At 65.5% G+C, this 19,220-nt stretch carries 17 protein-coding genes and 2 riboswitches; of the genes, 9 read left to right on the forward strand and 8 right to left on the reverse strand.

Going from position 1 to position 19,220, the window contains the following annotated elements; genetic code table 11:
• Positions 1–141 precede the first annotated feature (141 nt).
• From argB to HB681_RS00910, 4 genes are all read left to right on the forward strand, one after another.
• On the forward strand, positions 142–1,035 hold the full coding sequence (gene argB / locus HB681_RS00895) for an acetylglutamate kinase (RefSeq protein WP_213952859.1): 894 nt from the start codon (positions 142–144) through the stop codon (positions 1,033–1,035).
• Positions 1,036–1,212: 177 nt separating this feature from the next.
• The gene (slmA, locus tag HB681_RS00900) at positions 1,213–1,857 is read left to right on the forward strand and encodes a nucleoid occlusion factor SlmA (protein ID WP_213952860.1); all 645 of its coding nucleotides are present in this window, start codon (positions 1,213–1,215) and stop codon (positions 1,855–1,857) included.
• Positions 1,858–2,078: 221 nt separating this feature from the next.
• On the forward strand, positions 2,079–3,149 hold the full coding sequence (locus HB681_RS00905; protein ID WP_213952861.1) for a bifunctional nicotinamide-nucleotide adenylyltransferase/Nudix hydroxylase: 1,071 nt from the start codon (positions 2,079–2,081) through the stop codon (positions 3,147–3,149).
• Positions 3,150–3,213: 64 nt separating this feature from the next.
• The gene (locus tag HB681_RS00910; RefSeq protein WP_213952862.1) at positions 3,214–4,662 is read left to right on the forward strand and encodes a nicotinate phosphoribosyltransferase; all 1,449 of its coding nucleotides are present in this window, start codon (positions 3,214–3,216) and stop codon (positions 4,660–4,662) included.
• Between the two features lie 129 nt (positions 4,663–4,791).
• Here HB681_RS00910 and HB681_RS00915 read toward each other — a convergent pair whose 3' ends face one another.
• The 7 genes from HB681_RS00915 to HB681_RS00945 are packed head-to-tail and all read right to left on the reverse strand — an operon-like array spanning position 4,792 to position 12,142.
• Entirely contained in the window at positions 4,792–5,850 is a 1,059-nt protein-coding gene (locus HB681_RS00915; protein WP_213952863.1) for a malate/lactate/ureidoglycolate dehydrogenase, read from the reverse strand.
• 6 nt (positions 5,851–5,856) lie between these two features.
• On the reverse strand, positions 5,857–6,789 hold the full coding sequence (locus tag HB681_RS00920; protein ID WP_213952864.1) for an SMP-30/gluconolactonase/LRE family protein: 933 nt from the start codon (positions 6,787–6,789) through the stop codon (positions 5,857–5,859).
• A 30-nt stretch (positions 6,790–6,819) separates the two neighbouring features.
• Positions 6,820–8,346 (reverse strand): altronate dehydratase family protein, encoded by a 1,527-nt coding sequence (locus tag HB681_RS00925; RefSeq protein ID WP_213952865.1) that lies wholly within the window; start codon positions 8,344–8,346, stop codon positions 6,820–6,822.
• 31 nt (positions 8,347–8,377) lie between these two features.
• Positions 8,378–9,775 (reverse strand): TRAP transporter large permease, encoded by a 1,398-nt coding sequence (locus HB681_RS00930; RefSeq protein ID WP_213952866.1) that lies wholly within the window; start codon positions 9,773–9,775, stop codon positions 8,378–8,380.
• 28 nt (positions 9,776–9,803) lie between these two features.
• A complete protein-coding gene (locus tag HB681_RS00935) occupies positions 9,804–10,361 on the reverse strand; it encodes a TRAP transporter small permease (protein WP_213952867.1) in 558 nt (185 codons plus the stop codon).
• Between the two features lie 20 nt (positions 10,362–10,381).
• Entirely contained in the window at positions 10,382–11,377 is a 996-nt protein-coding gene (locus tag HB681_RS00940; protein WP_213952868.1) for a sialic acid TRAP transporter substrate-binding protein SiaP, read from the reverse strand.
• Between the two features lie 57 nt (positions 11,378–11,434).
• Positions 11,435–12,142: a FadR/GntR family transcriptional regulator gene (locus tag HB681_RS00945; RefSeq protein ID WP_345944604.1), complete on the reverse strand. Its 708-nt coding sequence runs from the start codon at positions 12,140–12,142 to the stop codon at positions 11,435–11,437.
• A 175-nt stretch (positions 12,143–12,317) separates the two neighbouring features.
• Here HB681_RS00945 and HB681_RS00950 point away from each other — a divergent pair, with 175 nt between their 5' ends.
• From HB681_RS00950 to HB681_RS00960, 3 genes are read left to right on the forward strand one after another with little or no spacing between them, the layout of a single operon-like run.
• Positions 12,318–13,052 (forward strand): SDR family oxidoreductase, encoded by a 735-nt coding sequence (locus HB681_RS00950; protein WP_213952870.1) that lies wholly within the window; start codon positions 12,318–12,320, stop codon positions 13,050–13,052.
• Positions 13,049–13,804: an SDR family NAD(P)-dependent oxidoreductase gene (locus HB681_RS00955; protein WP_213952871.1), complete on the forward strand. Its 756-nt coding sequence runs from the start codon at positions 13,049–13,051 to the stop codon at positions 13,802–13,804. Before HB681_RS00950 ends, HB681_RS00955 begins: the two co-directional genes overlap by 4 nt.
• Positions 13,805–13,861: 57 nt before the next feature.
• Positions 13,862–14,713 carry a fumarylacetoacetate hydrolase family protein gene (locus HB681_RS00960; protein ID WP_213952872.1) on the forward strand — a complete coding sequence of 284 codons (852 nt, stop codon included), beginning with the start codon at positions 13,862–13,864 and terminating at the stop codon, positions 14,711–14,713.
• A 162-nt stretch (positions 14,714–14,875) separates the two neighbouring features.
• Here the strand turns inward: HB681_RS00960 and HB681_RS00965 are convergent, their stop codons facing one another.
• Complete coding sequence (locus tag HB681_RS00965; RefSeq protein WP_213952873.1) at positions 14,876–16,147, reverse strand: D-amino acid dehydrogenase; 1,272 nt, start codon at positions 16,145–16,147, stop codon at positions 14,876–14,878.
• A 27-nt stretch (positions 16,148–16,174) separates the two neighbouring features.
• Positions 16,175–16,283, reverse strand: a riboswitch (glycine riboswitch).
• A 12-nt stretch (positions 16,284–16,295) separates the two neighbouring features.
• Positions 16,296–16,390, reverse strand: a riboswitch (glycine riboswitch).
• A 289-nt stretch (positions 16,391–16,679) separates the two neighbouring features.
• Here HB681_RS00965 and HB681_RS00970 point away from each other — a divergent pair.
• Both HB681_RS00970 and HB681_RS00975 read left to right on the forward strand, forming a co-directional pair.
• A complete protein-coding gene (locus tag HB681_RS00970; protein ID WP_213952874.1) occupies positions 16,680–17,357 on the forward strand; it encodes a TetR/AcrR family transcriptional regulator in 678 nt (225 codons plus the stop codon).
• A gap of 40 nt (positions 17,358–17,397) precedes the next feature.
• Positions 17,398–19,194 (forward strand): acyl-CoA dehydrogenase C-terminal domain-containing protein, encoded by a 1,797-nt coding sequence (locus tag HB681_RS00975; RefSeq protein ID WP_213952875.1) that lies wholly within the window; start codon positions 17,398–17,400, stop codon positions 19,192–19,194.
• Positions 19,195–19,220 lie beyond the last annotated feature (26 nt).

A 19,220-nucleotide genomic window follows, 5' to 3' on the forward strand; every position in this document is an offset into this window, starting at 1 on the left:
TCGCTCCTCCCCAGGTTGGCCTCACTTCGTGTAGGCCGCCCTCCCCACCGGGGGCAACGCCAGCGGCTCGGCAAAGCCGGTTCCGCGGCGTTTCACGAAATGGCTGCAAAATCCGCGCACTCCGTTTTTCAGCGAACCTCCATGACCGATCACGTCCAGAACATCCCCCCGCGCGACAAGGCCGAGATCCTGGCCCAGGCGCTGCCCTATATCCGCAAGTTCCACGGCAAGACCATCGTCATCAAGTACGGTGGCAATGCCATGACCGATCCGGAACTCCAGGCCGACTTCGCCGAGGACGTGGTGCTGCTCAAGCTGGTCGGGATGAACCCGGTGGTGGTGCACGGCGGAGGTCCGCAGATCGAGGCGGCGCTCAACAAGCTCGGCAAGAAGGGGCACTTCATCCAGGGCATGCGCGTCACCGATTCCGAAACCATGGAGGTGGTCGAATGGGTGCTGGCCGGCGAAGTGCAGCAGGACATTGTGGGCCTGATCAATCAAGCCGGCGGCAAGGCGGTCGGCCTGACCGGGCGTGACGGCGGGCTGATCCGGGCGCAGAAACTCCGGATGCCCGACCGCAACGACCCCGACCTGCATCACGACGTGGGCCAGGTGGGTGAGATCGTCGCCATCGACCCGAGCGTGGTGAAGGCGCTGCAGGACGACGCCTTCATCCCGGTGGTCAGCCCGCTGGGCTTCGGCGCGGACAACGAGAGCTACAACATCAACGCCGACGTGGTCGCCGGCAAGCTGGCCACGGTGCTCAAGGCAGAAAAGCTGATGATGCTGACCAACACGCCGGGCGTGCTCGACAAGGAAGGCAAGCTGCTGACCAACCTGAGCGCCCGCGAGATCGACGAGTTGTTTGCCGACGGCACGATCTCGGGCGGGATGCTGCCCAAGATCGAGGGCGCGCTCGATGCGGCCAAGAGCGGGGTCAACGCGGTCCACATCATCGATGGCCGGGTGCCGCACGCCATGCTGCTGGAAATCCTCACGGACCAGGCCTACGGCACGATGATTCGGGCGCGCTGAAGCACCTTTCGGGTCCAGCGCGCGAGCCGCGGTCGCGCAACGGCTCCGGATAAACCCGAAATCGGTTCTCGGTTGTGTGCAAATGTTGCAGATTGCGCACGCGGCGGTACGTTTCCAGTAGGCGCGTACTAACTACCGTGTGCGAGAATCATTTCATTACATCTTTGCTCGGCACACATGCAGCACGAAGAGTCAGGCGATCCCGGCGACACCGTTCCGGCTGAAGTCCATTCGGCCGGTCCGCGCAAGCGTCCCAAACCGGGCGAACGTCGCGTGCAGATCCTGCAGGCGCTGGCCACCATGCTGGAACAGCCCGGCGCGGACCGGGTCACAACGGCTTCGCTGGCCGCCAAGCTCGATGTGAGCGAGGCTGCCCTGTATCGGCACTTTGCCAGCAAGGCCCAGATGTTCGAAGGACTCATCGAGTTCATCGAGCAAAGCGTGTTCACCCTGGTCAACCAGGTCACCGAGCGAGACGGGACAGGGCACGAGCAGGCGGCCCGCATCATTACGCTGCTGGTCCAGTTCGCTGAAAAGAATCCCGGCATGACCCGCGTGATGGTCGGCGACGCGCTCGTCTACGAGAACGAGCGCCTGCAAAGCCGCATGAACCAGTTCTTCGACAAGATCGAATCCACCTTGCGCCAGGCCTTGCGGGGCGCGGCCGCGGCCGAAGGCTCGGCCACGCCCACCGTCGATGCGCAAGTGCGTGCGGCGGCGCTGACGGCCTTCGTGGTGGGGCGCCTGCAGCGCTACACGCGCTCGGGCTTCCGGCGCATGCCCTCCGAACACCTGGAAGCCAGCGTCGGCCTGATGCTCTGAGACTGGGAAAGTCCGCCTGCGCCACGCGGCGGCAGCCTTGAGCCCGCACGCCCTGCAGTTCGTCTCTTCACTGCCCCGCGGGGTGTTGGCGCGTTTTGGGCGGCGATGCGTTTTTCACACGCGTCGCGCGAAATTCCCGCCCGCGCGTTGAACGATCCGGACACCGGTGCTATCGTGGCTGCAAGCGCGAGTTGATCGCGCCCTTTTTGGGGGATTCCCAAGTGAGCACACGCAAGTACCCGTACGCGGTCGTCATCGGCCGTTTCCAGCCCGTCCATTTCGGTCACCAACGCCTCATCGAGGAAGCTGCGCGCGCGGCCGATCGCGTCATTGTGGTGGTGGGTTCCGACCGCACGCCGCGCAGTGCGAAAAACCCCTTCACCTTCGATGAGCGTGAGCGCATGGTGCGCGCCTGCCTGCGCAGCGCGGACCAGATGCGCGTGAGCGTCGTCGGCGTGGGCGATTCGCCCTACAACGACCAGCTCTGGATCGCATCGATCCAGTCCGCCGTCGACCGGCTCATCGTGCAGGACGGCCACAAGCCCGCGAAAGCCAGGGTTGCATTGGTCGGCCATCTCAAGGATGCGTCGAGCTACTACCTGAAGCTGTTCCCGTCCTGGGAGTTCGTCGGCCTGCATGCGGTCGAGAGCATCCACGCGACCGACGTGCGCAAGCTCTACTTCGACCCGGAGATGCGCGGGCAGCTCTCGCCGTCCGACCTGCCCGACGGCACCGCGGCGTTCCTGGAGCGGTTCACGCGGACCGAGGACTACGCGGCACTGTGCGAGGAGCGCGCTTTCCTCATCGACTACCGCGACAAGTATCGCTATGCGGGCAGCGAATTCCCGCCGATCTACACGACGGTCGATGCGGTGGTGGTCGAGGCCGGGCACATCCTGCTGGTGCAGCGCAAGTTCCACCCCGGCAAGGGGACGTGGGCCTTGCCCGGCGGCTTCGTCGGCCAACACGAGCGCTTGCAGGATGCTGCGGTGCGCGAGTTGCGAGAAGAGACGCGGCTCAAGGTGCCGGTTCCAGTGCTCAACGGCAGCATGAAGGCCAGTCACGTGTTCGATGCGCCGGACCGCTCGCAGCGCGGACGCACCATCACGCACGGCTTTTTCTTCGAGCTGTCGCACAACCAGTGGGCGGGGCTTTCGGATGTGCGTGCCGACGACGACGCGGCCGCCGTGCGCTGGTTGCCGATCGCGGAGTTCCTCGACATGCAGGAGTGCATGTACGAAGACCATTTCTTCATCGCGAACCATTTTTTGGGCGGCCTGGGCAAGAACTGAAGCCTCGGCCATTTCGTAGAAACGGCGCCTGGTTGACGGGCGCCACAGTGAAAGGAGCTTTCACATGTCTCGCAGCAGCTTCTCCCCTTCGTCGCTCGGCAGCAACCTGCTGCTGCGCACCGACTCCTACAAGGCTTCGCACTGGATGCAGTACCCGCCCGGTACGCAGACGGTGTTCAGCTACATCGAGTCGCGCGGCGGCGCCTTCAGCCATTCCCTGTTCTTCGGCTTGCAGGCCTACCTGCGCGAATACCTGTCGACGCCCGTGACGGTCGACGATGTCGACGAGGCCACTGCGATCATGGCCGCGCACGGCGAGCCCTTCAATCGCGCGGGCTGGCTGCGCCTCGTCGAGAAGCATGGCGGCCGCATGCCGGTGCGCATCCGCGCCGTCCCCGAGGGCAGCGTGGTGCCCGTCCACAACGTGCTCGCCACCATCGAGAACACCGACCCGGAGTTCTTCTGGCTCACGAGCTATCTCGAAACCGAATTGCTGCGCGCCATCTGGTATCCGACCACCGTGGCGACGCTGTCGGCCGCGGCCAAGGCCACGCTGCTGCGCTATCTCGAGGCGACCTGCGACGATCCGCACGGGCAGATTCCGTTCAAGCTGCATGACTTCGGCGCACGCGGCGTGTCGAGCCTGGAATCGGCGGCCCTGGGCGGCCTGGCGCATCTGGTGAACTTCATGGGCACCGACACCGCCATCGCCCTGGTCGCGGGGCGCCGCTACTATGACTGCGACATGGCCGGCTTTTCGATTCCCGCGGCGGAGCACAGCACCATCACGGGCTGGGGCCGCGACCGCGAATCGGACGCGTACCGCAACATGGTCACGCAGTTCGGCAAGCCCGGCGCGCTGTTCGCCGTGGTCAGCGACAGCTACGACATCTTCAACGCGTGCGATCGTATCTGGGGCACGGAGTTGAAGGAGCTGGTGGTGCAGTCCGGCGCGACGCTGGTGGTACGGCCGGACAGCGGCGACCCGGCGGAGACGGTGCTGAAGGTGGCCGACATCCTGGCGGCGCGTTTCGGCACCGCGACCAACAGCAAGGGATTCCGCGTGCTGAACAACGTGCGGATCATCCAGGGCGACGGCATCAACCTGGACTCGCTGCGCCTGTGCCTGTCGAACCTGTACCACAACGGCTTCTCGGCCGAGAACATCGCCTTCGGCATGGGCGGGGGACTGTTGCAGCAAGTCAATCGCGACACGATGCAGTGGGCGATGAAGTGCTCGGCGATGCAGGTGGATGGTGAATGGCGGGATGTGTGGAAGTCGCCCGTCGGGGACCTGGGGAAGGCTTCGAAGAAAGGACGGCTCACGCTGGTGCATGACGCGCAGGGGAACGTGCAGACGCGTCGGATCGACGAAGTGGCCGAAGGCCAGCCTGAGCTTCTTGAAACCGTGTTCGAGAACGGCGAGATCCTGCGCCAGACCACCTTCGACGCCGTCCGGGCGCGTGCGGCTGCGGGTGTCGGGCAGGTGATCACCTCGCGCGCTCCGCTGTAACTGTGTCTCTTCCCCTCTCCCTCCGGGAGAGGGCAGGGTGAGGGCTCCGGGCCTTTGCCTATGCATGTGCCGTTGCAATCGCCGCTGGCCCTCACCCCAACCCTCTCCCGGAGGGAGAGGGAGTGAAATTCAGGCGACTGCTACGCCGACCTTCGCGCCAGACGCCACGATCTCGCTCCAGGTCGCGTCGTCGAGCCAGATGCCTTCGACCTCGCGCGCCACGCGGGCCGCCCTCTCGGGTTCGCCGGCGATCTGCACATGGTCGTAGCCGGCGCCGGGTGGGCTTTGGCGCAGCCAGTCGACGAAGGCCGTCGCCTCCTGCTCGAAGGTCGCCTGCGTGCCCAGTTTCGAAGGGTCGATCAACACCGTCAGCATCCCGTTGAGCACGGTGCGCGCCGTGTCGGCCGGACGGTGCCAGGTGCCGCCGCCCGTGAGCGCGCCGCCGAGCAGTTCGCAGGCCATCGCCATGCCGTAGCCCTTGTGCTCGCCGAAGGTCATCAGCGCCCCGAACAGGCCATTGCCCTGCGGCACGACCACCACGCCGGGGTCGTTGGTCGGCGCGCCGTTCTCGTCGATGAGATAGCCATCGGGCACGCGCTCGCCCTTGTTGTGGGCCACGCGCATCTTGCCCTGCGCGACGCGGCTGGTGGCGAAGTCGAGCAGGAAGGGCTCGGCGCCCGCGAGCGGAATGCCGATGCAGCACGGGTTGGTGCCGAAGCGCCCATCGCCACCGCCCCAGGGCGCGACGACCGGCCGCGACAGCACGTTGACGAAATGCATCGACACCAGCCCCTGCGCCGTCGCCATCTCCGCGAAGTGACCGATGCGGCCGAGATGGTGCGCGCTGGCCAGCGTGAAGATGCAGCTGCCATGCTGCTTCGCTCGCGCAATGCCCAGTTCGATCGCCTGCACGCCGACGACCTGGCCGAAGCCGTGTTGGCCGTCGAGCGACATCATGGTGCCGATGTCGATGTTGACCTTGACGTCCGCATTCGGCGTGAGGCCACCTTCGGCGATCGCGTCGACATAGCGCGGCAGCATGCCCACGCCATGCGAGTCATGGCCGCTGAGGTTGGCGAGCACGAGGTTGTCCGCGACCTGTTGCGCTTCCGCGGGCGTGCTGCCGGCCGCCTTCAGGATGTTGGCGCAGTGGGTGCGCAGGACGGCGGCTGCAAGGGTTTGGGGCATGGGGATTCAGAGTCCTCTGGCGTTCAGATAGATGGAATACAGCGACGTGGTCGCGGTGATGAAAAGGCGGTTGCGACTGACGCCGCCGAAGCAGACGTTCGACACGACCTCGGGCACGAGGATCTTGCCGATCAGCGTGCCGTCGGGGTCGTAGGCATGCACGCCGTCGGCCGCGCTGGTCCACAGGCGGCCCCTGGTGTCGATGCGGAAGCCGTCGAACAGGCCATTGGTGCAGTCGGCGAACAGGGTGTTGGCGCCGAGGCTCTTGCCGTCCGCGTTGACCTGGAAGCGGCGGATGTGCTTGGGCGCCGCGTCGTCATGGCTGGCGCCGGTGTCGGCGATGTAGAGCTGGGATTCGTCGGGCGTGAAGGCGAGACCGTTGGGCTTGACGAAGTCGTCGGCCACCTTCTCGACTGCGCCTGTGGCCGGGTCGATGCGGTAGACGTAGCAGCCGGCGACTTCCTGCTCGGCGGCGAGGCCTTCATAGTCCGACAGGATGCCGTAGCTCGGGTCGGTGAACCAGACGCCGCCATCGGAATGCACGACCACGTCGTTCGGTGAATTCAGCCGCTTGCCTTGGTAGTGCGAGGCCAGCACGGTCTGCGTGCCGTCAGGCTCATTGCGCACCACGCGCCGGCCCAGGTGCTCGCAACTGATCTGGCGGCCCTGCCTGTCGACCGTGTTGCCGTTGGTGTTGTTGGAGGGTTGCCTGAACAGGCCGACGGTGTTGTTGAGTTCGTCGTACCGCATCAAGCGGTTGTTGGGAATGTCCGACCACACCAGCGTGCGGTGCGCGGCGAACCAGGCCGGGCCCTCGCACCAGCGCGCGCCGGTCCACAGGCGCACGAGGCGCTCGGGGCCGGGGATGCAGGTGTTGAAGCGCGGATCCAGGCGCTCGAAGCCGGTGCCGTCAAGGATGCCGAAAGCTGTGGTGGCCATTCAATGTCTCCTTCTTCGTGTGAGGTTGCGCTACATCACCGCGCCGACTTGCCAGGGCACGAACTCGTTCTGCCCGTAGCCGTGTTTCTCGCTCTTGCTGTGCTCGCCCGACGCGGTGGCCAGCACGAGTCGGAAGATGCGCTCGCCCATCTCCTGGATCGACGACGTGCCGTCGACGATCTCGCCGCAGTTGATGTCCATGTCTTCCTCCTGCCGCTTCCACAGCGTGGAGTTGGTCGCGAGCTTGAGCGAAGGCGAGGGCGCGCAGCCGTAGGCCGAGCCGCGGCCGGTGGTGAAGCAGATCATGTTCGCGCCGCCGGCCACCTGGCCCGTGGCGCTGACCGGGTCGTAGCCGGGCGTGTCCATGTAGACGAAACCATGTGCGGTCACCGGCTCGGCGTATTCATACACGGCCTCGAGGTTGCTGGTGCCGCCCTTGGCGACCGCGCCGAGCGATTTCTCGAGAATGGTGGTGAGCCCGCCCGCCTTGTTGCCCGGCGAGGGGTTGTTGTTCATCTCGCCTTCATTGATTTCGGTGTAGTGCTCCCACCAGGCGATGCGGTCGACCAGCTTCTGGCCCACTTCGCGCTTCACGGCGCGTCGCGTCAGCAAATGCTCGGCGCCGTACACCTCGGGTGTCTCGCTGAGGATGGCGGTGCCGCCATGCGCCACGAGCAAGTCGACCGCATGCCCAAGCGCTGGGTTGGCGCTGATGCCGGAGTAGCCATCCGAGCCGCCGCATTGCAGCCCGATCGTGATGTGCGCCGCGCTGCAGGGCTCGCGCTTCACCGCGTTGGCGCGCGGCAGCATCTCGTTGATGAGGGCGATGCCTTTCTCGACCGTCTTGCGCGTGCCGCCGGTGTCCTGGATATTGAAGGTGCGGAAGTTCTCGCCCTCCGAGAGCGACCCGGTCGCCAGCCAGGCATTGATCTGGTTGGCCTCGCAACCGAGCCCCACCACAAGCACGCCCGCGAAGTTCGGATGCGTGGCATAGCCGGTGAGCGTGCGCTCCAGGATCTGCATGCCGAAGCCCTGCGTGTCCATGCCGCAGCCCGTGCCGTGCGTGAGCGCGACGATGCCGTCGACATTGGGATAGGCCGCCAGCGCCGCCGGGTTGGTCTTGCGCGAGAAGTGGTCGGAGATGGCGCGCGCCGCCGTGGCCGAGCAGTTCACGCTGGTCAGCACGCCGATGTAGTTGCGCGTCGCCACGCGGCCGTCGGCGCGCTTGATGCCAAGGAAAGTGGCTTCGCGCAGCGGCTGCACCGGCTTCACGTCGGCGCCGAAAGCGTAGTCACGCGCGAAGTGGCCCTTGTCCGGCCCCATGTCGAGGTTCTGCGTGTGCACGTGCTCGCCCGCTGCGATCGGTCGGCTGGCAAAGCCGATGATCTGGTTGTAGCGGCGCACCGGCTCGCCGGGTGCGATGTCGCGCATCGCCACCTTGTGGCCGGCGGGGATCAGGCCGCGCACGGCCACGCCTTCGACGGTGGTGCCGCCCACGAGTTGCGCGCGTGCGATCACCACGTCGTCGGCGGGATGGAGTCGGATAAAGGGATTCATCGTGTACCTCTCTTCTTGCCCGGGGCGGGCATCAGAAAAACATTTTCGGCAGCCACAGTACCAATGACGGTACGTAGGTGATCACCACCAGGGCGATCAGCAAGGGCACCAGCCACGGCAGGATCGCCATGGTCGTGCGCTCGAAGCTCAGGCCGGCGACGCGCGCCAGCACGAACAGCACCATGCCCATGGGCGGGTGCAACAGGCCGATCATCAGGTTCAGCACCATCACCAGGCCGAAGTGGATCGGGTCGATGCCCAGCTGCGTGGCGATCGGCAGCAGGATCGGCACCAGGATCGTGATGGCCGCGGTCGGCTCCAGGAAGCAGCCGACGAAGAGCATCAGCAGGTTGGCCAGCAGCAGGAACACCCAGGCCTGCTTGGTGAAGCCGAGCACCCAGGCCGCGATGTCGGCGGTGACGCCGGTGGCGGTCAGCATCCATCCGAAGATCGAAGCGGCCGCGACGATGAACAGCACGGTCGAGGTGGTTTCCACGGTGTCGAGGCAGACCTTGACGAACATCTTCCACGACAGCGTGCGGTACCAGGCGAAGCCCAGGATCATGGCCCACACGCAGGCGGCGATGGCGCCTTCGGTGGGCGTGAAGAGCCCGGTGGTCATGCCGCCGATCAGCAGCACCGGCGTCATGATCGGCAGCAGCGCCTCGAAGTCGAAGATCTTGTCCAGCACGAACAGCGAGGCCAGCGCGCCAAAGACGGTGAGCTGCGCCGGCGCGCCGAACCTGTCGACCAGCACCCAGATGATCAGCGGCCAGCCGATCACCACCGCCAGTTCGCTGAGCGCCTTGAACAGCCGCGTGCCCGAGAACTTGACGTCGGCGCCCCACTTGTTCTTGTGCGCGAAGTAAGCCACCGTCATCATCATCAGGATGGCCATCATCGCGCCGGGCAGGATGCCCGCGAGGAATAGCGCGCCGACCGACACATTGGCCATCATCCCGTAGATCACGAAGGGCAGGCTCGGCGGGATGATCGGGCCGAGCGTGGCCGAGGCGGCCGTGACGCCGACGGCGAACTCGGTCTCGTAGCCATGCTCCTGCATCGCCTTGATCTCGATCGTGCCGAGGCCGGCCGCATCGGCGATGGCGGTGCCGCTCATGCCCGCGAAGATCACCGAGCCCAGCACGTTGACGTGCCCGAGCCCGCCCTTCATCCACCCGACCAGCGCCAGCGCGAAGTTGTAGATGCGCGTGGTGATGCCGGCGTTGTTCATCAGGTTGCCGGCCAGGATGAAGAAGGGCACGGCCAGCAGCGGAAAGCTGTCGATGCCGCTCACCATGCGATGGATGACCACGAAGGGCGGCAGCGTACTGTCGGACAGCAGGATGTACGCGAGCGACGCACTGGCCATCGCGATCGCGACTGGGATGCCGCCCGACATGAACAGCAGGAAGTAGATCTTGAGCATGTTGTTCTTGTTGTCTTGAGTCGGTGGTTCAGTGGTCGGCCAGCGTGGACTCGGGCCGCTCCAGCACGCTGTAGCCGCGTCGCCAGTGGATGCGCGCCGTCTGCACCGAGCGGAAGGCCATTGCCGCGAAGCCGAACAGGCAGACGCCGTAGACGATGTTCATCGGCGCATCGACGATGGTCATGCGCGTGCGGTCCCCGATCTTCAGCATCATCTGGATGGTCATCACCACCGCCGCGACGAAGAAGGCTATGCGCACCACGTCCACCGCGCGCGACATCCAGCGGCCCATCGCCGCCGGCATGTGCCGGTAGAAGAAGTCGACCTGGATCTGGTTGTTCTTCGCGACGCCGATGGTCGCGCCGATGAACACCACGCCGATGAGCATGTAGCGCGCCACCTCCTCTGTCCACGCCGCCGAGTCGTTCATCACGTAGCGCGTGATGAACTGGTAGAACACCGTGAGCCCCAGCGCCCAGAAGATCGCCAGCGCAAGCCAGCCTTCGAAGATGGTGTCGGACAGGTCGACGACCTCGTCCTCGGCGTGGAAGTGGCCCTCGTCATCGATGATTTTCTGGTTGGTCATGAACGTCCGTCCGGGCCGAGCTACTTGATCGCGAGGATCTTGTCGTAGTCCTGCTGCCGATAGCCCTGGTCCGTCGGCTTGGTCGCCTTCAGCACGGCCTCGCGGAACGCGTTCTTGTCGACCGTGATCACGTTGTTGCCCTTCTTCCTGAACTCCTCGGTCAGCCGCGCTTCGGACGCGATGATCTCGCGGCCCGTCTTCTCGGCGGCCTCCTGCATCACGTCCGAGAAGATCTTCTTCTCATCCGCGCTGAGCTTGCCCCACACCTGGCCCGAAGTCACCGTCAGCAGCGAGTCGACGATGTGCCCGGTCAGCGAGATGTTCTTCTGCACCTCGAAGAATTTCTTCGCCTCGATGGTCGGCAGCGGGTTCTCCTGGGCGTCGACCGTGCCGTTCTGCAGGGCGAGATACACCTCGGCAAACGCGATCGGTGTCGGGTTGGCGCCCAGCGACTTCGGGAAGGCGAGATAGGCCGGTGCATCGGGCACGCGGATCTTCAGGCCCTTCATGTCCTCCGGCTTGGTGACCGGATGCGCCGCGTTCGATGTGACATGGCGGGCGCCGTAGTAGTTGAGCGCCGTGATGTGGTTGCCGCTCTTCTCGTCGTAGCCCTTGGCCAGTTCCTTGAACACATCGCTCTGCGCGTACTTCAGCAAATGTTCCGAGTCGCGGAAGATGAACGGGAAGTACGTGACAGCCAGCGGCTTGTAGGTGTTGGCTGCAAAGCTCGCGCCGGTCAGGATGATGTCGACCGTGCCAAGCGTCAGCCCCTGGTTGATATCGCTTTCCTTGCCCAGGCTGGAGGCCGGGAACACCTGGATCTCGTACTTGCCGTTGGTGCGCTTCTTGATCTCCTCCGCGGCCCAGAGCGAGTACTTGTGGAAGGGCTCGGACGTCTCGTACACATGCGCCCACTTCAGCTTGACGGTCTGCGCACTGGCCAGGCCCATGGCGCCCAGCGCGCTCCATGCGATGGCGCAGACGGCCAGGGTCTTGAAGGCGAATCGTTTGTTCATGCGTCTCTCTCCAGGGTGGTTGAAAGGTCTGTCACGGGAAAACGATGGATCAGCGGCTCATGCCGCCTTGGCGCGGCGCCAGCTGGCGCTGTAGCGCTGGTGGGACTTGTCCATGTGCGCATGCATGGCGGCACGCGCGGCATCGGGATTGCGCGCGACGATGGCGGCCACGATAGCCTCGTGCTCGGCGATCGCATGGCGCCACGACACCGCGTTCTCGAAGTAGCCGCCGAGCCGCGTGAACAGCGGGCCGTAGCGCGAGTCCCAGAATCCCTGCACCGTCTCGACCAGCACCGCGTTGCCGCTGGCCTCGACGATGGCGACGTGGAAAGCGCGGTCGCCCTCCAGCGGCATCACGCTCTGGTCGGCCTGGGCGCGCATGGCGTCGACCGCCCGGCGCATGGCGTCGAAGTCGCGCTTCTTGCCGTGGATCGCCGCCAGCGCGGCCGTCTCGCCCTCCACGACGCGCCGCGCGCGGATGAGTTCGAGCGGGCCCCATTCGGTGACCTCGACGGCGGGACTCGATCGCTTCGAGCGATCGAGCACGTACACGCCGGAGCCGGTGCGCACCTCGACCCAGCCCTCGACTTCCAGCGCGATCAGCGCCTCGCGCACCGAGGGGCGGCTCACGCCCAGCTGTCGCGCCAGGTCGCGCTCCGCAGGCAGCCGCGCACCCGTCGCGAACTCGCCCTTCGCGATCAGCGCGCGCAGCTGGTCGGCGATCTGGCGGTACAGGCGCTTGGGTTCGATGGATTGCAGCGGCACGGGGATGCGCGTAAGGTCGCGGGGCGTTTCAGGCGGGATCTTAAGGGTTGTCCTGAATTGGACAAGTGGTAAGGCCAATTCAGAATACGATCCCCGCCGCGCCGCAGCCATCGGGCGAAACCCTCGGCGGCACCCTCTCGGCACATCGCCACCTCATTCCACTCCAGGAGACAGCATGCGACTCAAAGGCAAGACGGCCCTCATCACGGCGGCCGGGCAGGGCATTGGCCGGGCCACCGCGTTGGCCATGGCGGCCGAAGGCGCGCAGGTGTGGGCGACCGACGTCAACCCGAAGCTGCTGGACGCCTATGCGGGCACGGCCAACGTGCAGACCGCGGTACTGGACGTGCTCGACAAGGGCGCCATCCAGGCGCTGGTCGCGCGCATGCCTGCCATCGACGTGCTGTTCAACTGCGCCGGCGTGGTGCACAACGGCCCGATCCTCGAGGCCACCGACGCCGACCTGGAGTTCGCCTTCAACCTCAATGTGCGCGCCCAGTTCTGGACCATCCAGGCCGTGCTGCCGCGCATGCTCGCCGCAGGCGCGGGCAGCATCATCAACATGGCCAGCGTCTGCTCCAGCATCAAGGGCCTGCCGAACCGCAACGTCTACGGCACCACCAAGGCGGCCGTGCTGGGCCTGACCAAGAGCGTCGCCGCCGACTACGTCGCGCAGGGCATCCGCTGCAACGCGGTGTGCCCGGGCACGGTCGACACGCCCTCGCTGGGCGAGCGCATCAATGCCAACGAAGACCCGGTGGCTGCACGCAAGGCCTTCATTGCACGGCAACCGATGGGCCGCCTGGCGCAGGCGGAGGAGATCGCACCGGTGGTGGTGTTCCTCGCGAGCGACGAGGCCGTCTTCGCGACCGGCCAGGCCTTCTCGGTCGACGGCGGCATCACGATATGAACCGCCTCGATTTCGACGGCCGCCACGCGGTCATCACCGGCGGCGCGACCGGTCTCGGCTTTGCGATTGCGCAGCGCCTTCTCGATTCGGGCGGCAGCGTCACGCTGTGGGACCGCGACCCGGCTGCAGCGGATGCGGCGGCGAGACGACTCGGCGCAAATGCCAAGGCCGTCGCGGTCGACGTCTCCGATGCGGCCGGCGTGGCCAAGGCCGTGCAGGCCACGCTCGCGCTGCGCGATGCGGGCGGCGTGGTCGATGCGCTGGTCAACTCTGCCGGCATCACCGGGCCCAACACCAGCGTGGACAGCTACCCCGTCGACGCCTGGCGCCAGGTCATCGACGTAAATCTGACCGGCACCTTCCTCTGCTGCCGCGAATGGGTGCCGCACCTGCGCGAACGGGCCTGGTCGCGCATCGTCAACATCGCGTCGGTGGCCGGCAAGGAGGGCAATCCGAATGCCAGCGCCTACAGCGCCAGCAAGGCCGGCGTCATCGCGCTGACCAAGTCGCTCGGCAAGGAACTGTCCGGCACCGGCGTGCGCGTGAACTGCGTGACGCCGGCGGCGGTGAAGACCGCGATCTTCGACCAGATGTCGAAGGAGCACATCGCCTTCATGCTCTCGAAGATCCCGATGGGCCGCTTCGGCACGCCGGAGGAAATCGCATCGATGGTCGCCTGGCTCTGCACCGAGGACTGCGCGTTCTCCACCGGCGCGACCTTCGACCTGTCAGGCGGCCGGGCCACCTATTGATTCGCGGCGCGAGCGCGCTGACTACACTTCCCATCCCTCTCTGAAAGGACTATCGACATGAAACTCGTGCGCTACGGCAATCCGGGCAAGGAAAAGCCAGGCCTGATCGACGACAACGGCCAACTGCGCGACCTCAGCGCCGTGGTGCCGGACCTGGGCGGCGCCCAGCTCGGCGACGCTACGCTGGCCAAGATCCGCAAGATCAAGACCGACAAGCTGCCGCTGGTCCGTGGCAAGCCGCGCCTGGGTTGCCCGGTGGCGAACACCAGCAAGTTCATCGCCATCGGCCTGAACTACGCCGACCATGCGGCCGAGTCCGGCATGCCGATTCCCAAGGAGCCCGTGGTGTTCACCAAGGCCGTGAGCTGCATCCAGGGTCCGAACGATCCGGTGATGTTGCCCAAGGGCTCGGTCAAGGGCGACTGGGAAGTCGAACTGGGCGTGGTCATCGGCAAGCGCGCGCGCTGGGTGTCGCAAAAGGAGGCACTCGATTTCGTCGCCGGCTATGTCCTCATCAACGACGTGAGCGAGCGCGAATGGCAGCTCGAGCGCGGGCTGACCTGGGACAAGGGCAAGGGCTTCGACACCTTCGGCCCGATCGGCCCATGGCTCGTCACGCGCGACGAGGTGCCCAACCCGCAGAAGCTCGGCATGTGGCTCGACGTCAACGGCAAGCGCATGCAGACCGGCAACACCAAGACCATGATCTTCAATGTCGCCAAGCTGGTGAGCTACGTGAGCCAGCTCAACACGCTGGAGCCCGGCGACATCATCACCACCGGCACGCCGCCGGGCGTCGGCATGGGCATGAAGCCCTCGGCCGTGTTCCTGAAGAAGGGCGACGTGATGACGCTCGGGATCGATGGCTTGGGCGAGCAGCGGCAGGAAGTTGTGCCGTTCAAGCTCTGAGTCGCTGACCTGCGGAAGCGGGTTCTGAATACGGGAACCGGACGCAGAGGACGCGAAGGTTCCGCGAAGGACGCAAAAGGAATACGGAAATTTTCTGAATCCTTTGCGTCCTTTTGCGTTTCTTCGCGACCTTCGCGTGCGTTCAAGTCCGCATTCGGCGGCTCATTTCTGGAATGCGAAGTCGACTTCCGGCGCCAATCCACTCACGATGTGCGCGATCGACTTGCCGGACCCGCAGGCATGCGTCCAACCCAGCGTGCCATGCCCCGTGTTGAGGAAGAAGTTGGGCAGCTTCGTCTTGCCGATCATCGGCACGTTGCTCGGCGTCGCCGGGCGCAGGCCGGTCCAGAACTGGGCCTTGGACGTGTCGCCCGCACCTGGAAACAGTTGCTCTACGCGCCGCACGATCGCCTCGCAGCGAACGCGGTTGAGGTCGCGGTCGTAGCCGTTGAGTTCGGCCGTTCCGGCGATGCGCATGCGGTCGCCGCGGCCATCCTCCGATGTGTAGCGCGAGAACACCAGCTTGAACTCGTCGTCCGTCAGGGAGACCTGGTAGGCCTTGGACGCATCCTTCACCGGCAGCGTCACCGAATAGCCCTTGGCCGGGTAGATCGGCAACTCGATGCCCAGCGGCTTGGCATAGATCGGGCTCAGCGAACCCATCGCCATCACATAGGCATCGGCCTGCAGGCGCTGGAAGCGGCCTTCGATGTCGGTGGCTTCGACGTGCTCGACCTTGCCGCCTGCCTCGCGGATCGCCGTCACGGTGTGGCTCATGAGGAACTTGACGCCAGCCGCTTCGCAGAGCTTGACCAGTTCGCGTGCGAATCGGTTTGCATCGCCCGACTCGTCTTCGGCGGTGTAGGTCGCGCCGGCCAGTTGCGGACGGATGTGGGCCAGCGCGGGTTCGAGCTTCACCGCCTCGTCGGCGGAAATGACGAGGCGCTCGCAGCCCAGCGCGCGCATCTGCTCGGCCGGCTTCAGTGCACCGTCGAACTCCTTCTGCGTCGTGTAGAAGTGCAGGATGCCCTGCGTGCGCTGGTCGTAGCCGAGGCCGGTTTCGCTGCGCAGCGCCTGCAGCATGCTGCGGCTGTAGGTGCCCAGTCGCACGATCTGCTCGATGTTGTGTTTCGTCCGCGCCGGTGTGCATTCGCGCAGGAACTGCAGGCCCCACATCCACTGGCGCATGTCGGCGCGGATGCGGAACAGGAGCGGCGCGTCTTCCTTGCCCAGCCATTGCAGCACCTTGATCGGGGCGCTTGGATTGGCCCAGGGTTCGGCATGGCTGACGGAGATCTGCCCGCCGTTGGCAAAGCTGGTTTCGGCGGCCGGCGTGGCCTGCCGGTCGACCACGGTGACTTCATGGCCGAGTTTCTGAAGGTAATAGGCCGAGGTGACGCCGAGCAAGCCGGCGCCCAACACGATCACGCGCATGGGAGGTCCTTTGAATGGATTTCAAAAGCCGCTCCCCCTGTCCTTGTTACCTGAGAGTTTCGACCTCCGCGCCCGCGGGGGTGTTGCTCCTTCGGTGCATCGGGCATGTGCCCGATGGCTCTCCAGACGGCGATATCGATGGGTGCAGTACACGACCCCGTGAAAGGTCGACCTGAGCGTTCATGGGAGTTTGCGCCTTCGGTGGAGCGGTCGCATGACCGCTCGCTCTCCTGCGGGCTGGATTCTAGGTTTGGCGCTTCGAATCGCCAACAGGGTGGCAAAGAATGACCCGACATATCGACCTGGATGTGGCCCTGCGACATCACGCGCGCGCACTTGGCATCCCCGCCCCGGAGGAGTGCAGCGTGTAGCCATCGGGCGTGGCATGCACCGCCTTTTCCGTGCCGATCACGCCGCCCTGAAAAGACGTCACTCACGTAATAGTCCACCAGAAGTCGGGGGCTTTGCACTTCTGCGTGACGCGGTTTCACTGCAAAATAGCACGACCGTTCGTTTTATTGAATAAGCACTCATGTCCGTCACCGCCGCGTCCGCAAAAGCCTCGCGTACCGCCCAGAAGGGCCAGCAGACCAAGGCCGCCATCGTCGATGCGGCGCTCAATCTTGCCGCACAGATCGGGCTCGAGGGCCTGTCGATAGGGGCCGTGGCCGAACTCACGCAGATGAGCAAGTCGGGTGTGTTCGCGCACTTCGGCTCGCGCGAGGAACTGCAGATCTCCGTGGTCCGCGAATACCACGCCCGCTTCGAGCAGGAAGTGTTCTACGCCGCCATGTCGGCGCCGCGCGGACTGCCGCGCCTGTGCGCCTTGTTCGACAACTGGATGAAGCGCACCTCGGTCGAGATCGACTCTGGCTGCATCTACATCAGCGGCGCCACCGAATTCGACGACCGCCCGGGGCCGGTGCGCGACGCGCTGGTCGAGTCGGTCAACATCTGGCAGGGCGCCATGTTCCGCGCGGTGCAGCAGGCCACGGCCGAAGGCCACTTCCGCGACGACGCCGACGAGCGCCAGATCGCCTTCGAGATCCACGGACTCATCCTTGCGTCTCACTACGAAGCGCGCTTCCTGCACGTGCCCGGTTCGATCGAGCGCGCCAGGCGAGGCTTCGGAAACATCATCCAGCGCTCGGCTACGCCGTCAGCCCCGCGCCCCGCGTCCATGCAGTCCTCGCCATCGCGCGAAGGCTGATTCACTTTTTACCCAAGAAACTGCTCAGGAGCTTTCGTCCATGCCTTCCTACACCCCGCCGCTGCGTGACATGCAATTCGTGCTGCATGAAGTCTTCCATGTCGCCGATGAATTCAAGGCCATGCCCAAGCATGCGGAAACCGACGTCGACACCATCAACGCCGTCATCGAAGAAGCAGGCAAGTTCGCTGCCGAAGTGACCTTCCCGCTGAACATCTCCGGCGACGCGGAAGGCTGCACGCTCGACAAGGCCACGCACGAAGTCACCGCGCCTAAGGGCTTCAAGGAAGCCTACGCACAGTTCGTCGAAGGCGGCTGGCCGGCGCTCTCGTGCAGCACCGAGTTCGGCGGCCAGGGCCTGCCGTACGTGCTGAACCAGTGCCTCTACGAAATGCTCAACAGCGCGAACCAGGCCTGGACCATGTACCCCGGCCTCTCCCACGGCGCCTACGAAGCCCTGCAGGCGCACGGCACCGACGCGCAGAAGAAGACCTACCTGCCCAAGCTCACCACCGGCGAATGGACCGGCACCATGTGCCTGACCGAGCCGCATTGCGGCACCGACCTCGGCATGCTGCGCACCAAGGCCGAGCCGCAGGCCGACGGCAGCTACAAGATCACCGGCAACAAGATCTTCATCTCGGCCGGCGAACACGACATGGCCGAGAACATCATCCACCTGGTGCTCGCTCGCCTGCCGGACGCGCCCAAGGGCAGCAAGGGCATCAGCCTGTTCGCGGTGCCGAAGTTCCACGTCAAGGCGGACGGTTCGCTGGGTGACCGCAACCCGATCTTCTGCGCCGGCCTCGAGCACAAGATGGGCATCCACGGCAACGCCACCGCGCAGATCGCCATCGACGGCGCTACCGGCACCATGGTCGGCGAGCCCAACAAGGGCCTGGCCGCGATGTTCGTGATGATGAACGCCGCACGCCTGGGCGTGGGCAACCAGTCGCTGGGCCTGACCGAAGTGGCCTACCAGAACGCGCTGGCCTATGCCAAGGACCGCATCCAGATGCGTTCGCTGACGGGCGTGAAGGCCAAGGACAAGGATGCCGATCCGATCATCGTGCACCCCGACGTGCGCAAGATGCTGCTGACCGCCAAGGCCTACGCCGAAGGCGGCCGCGCGCTGCAGGTCTTCTGCACGCTGCTGCTCGACAAGGAACACCACCACCCCGACGAAAAGGTGCGCAAGGACTCCGGCGAACTGGTCGCGCTGCTGACCCCGATCGTCAAGGCCTTCATCACCGACAACGGCCACATCGCGACCAACGCCTGCATGCAGGTCTACGGCGGCCATGGCTTCATCACGGAATGGGGCATGGAGCAGTTCGTGCGCGACAACCGCATCAACATGATCTACGAAGGCACGAACACCGTGCAGTCGCTGGACCTGCTGGGCCGCAAGGTGCTGGGCAACAACGGCGCCACGCTGAAGAAGTTCGGCAAACTGGTCGGCGCGCTGGTGGCCGAGGAAGGAGTCAACGAGAAGATGAGCGAGTTCATCACGCCCATCGCCGTGCTGGGCGACCAGCTGACCAAGTTCACGACCGAAGTCGGCTTCAAGGGCTTCCAGAACCCCGATGAAGTGGGCGCTGCCGCGGTGGACTACCTGCGCGTCGCGGGCCACTTCGTGTTTGGCTACCTGTTCGCCCGCATGGCGCAAGTGGCGCTGCGCGAAATCGCGGCGGGCAACACCGACCCGTTCTACGTCGGCAAGCTGCAGACCGCGCGCTTCTACTTCGCCAAGCTGTTCACCGAGACCGCGACGCTGATGCGCAACGCGCGCACGGGCAGCAAGGTGCTGATGGACACCGACGCGGCGCTGGCCTGATCTTCATTTCGACAAACAAAGGGGAC

This window comes from Variovorax sp. dw_954 (assembly GCF_018449755.1).
Taxonomy (GTDB): domain Bacteria; phylum Pseudomonadota; class Gammaproteobacteria; order Burkholderiales; family Burkholderiaceae_C; genus Variovorax.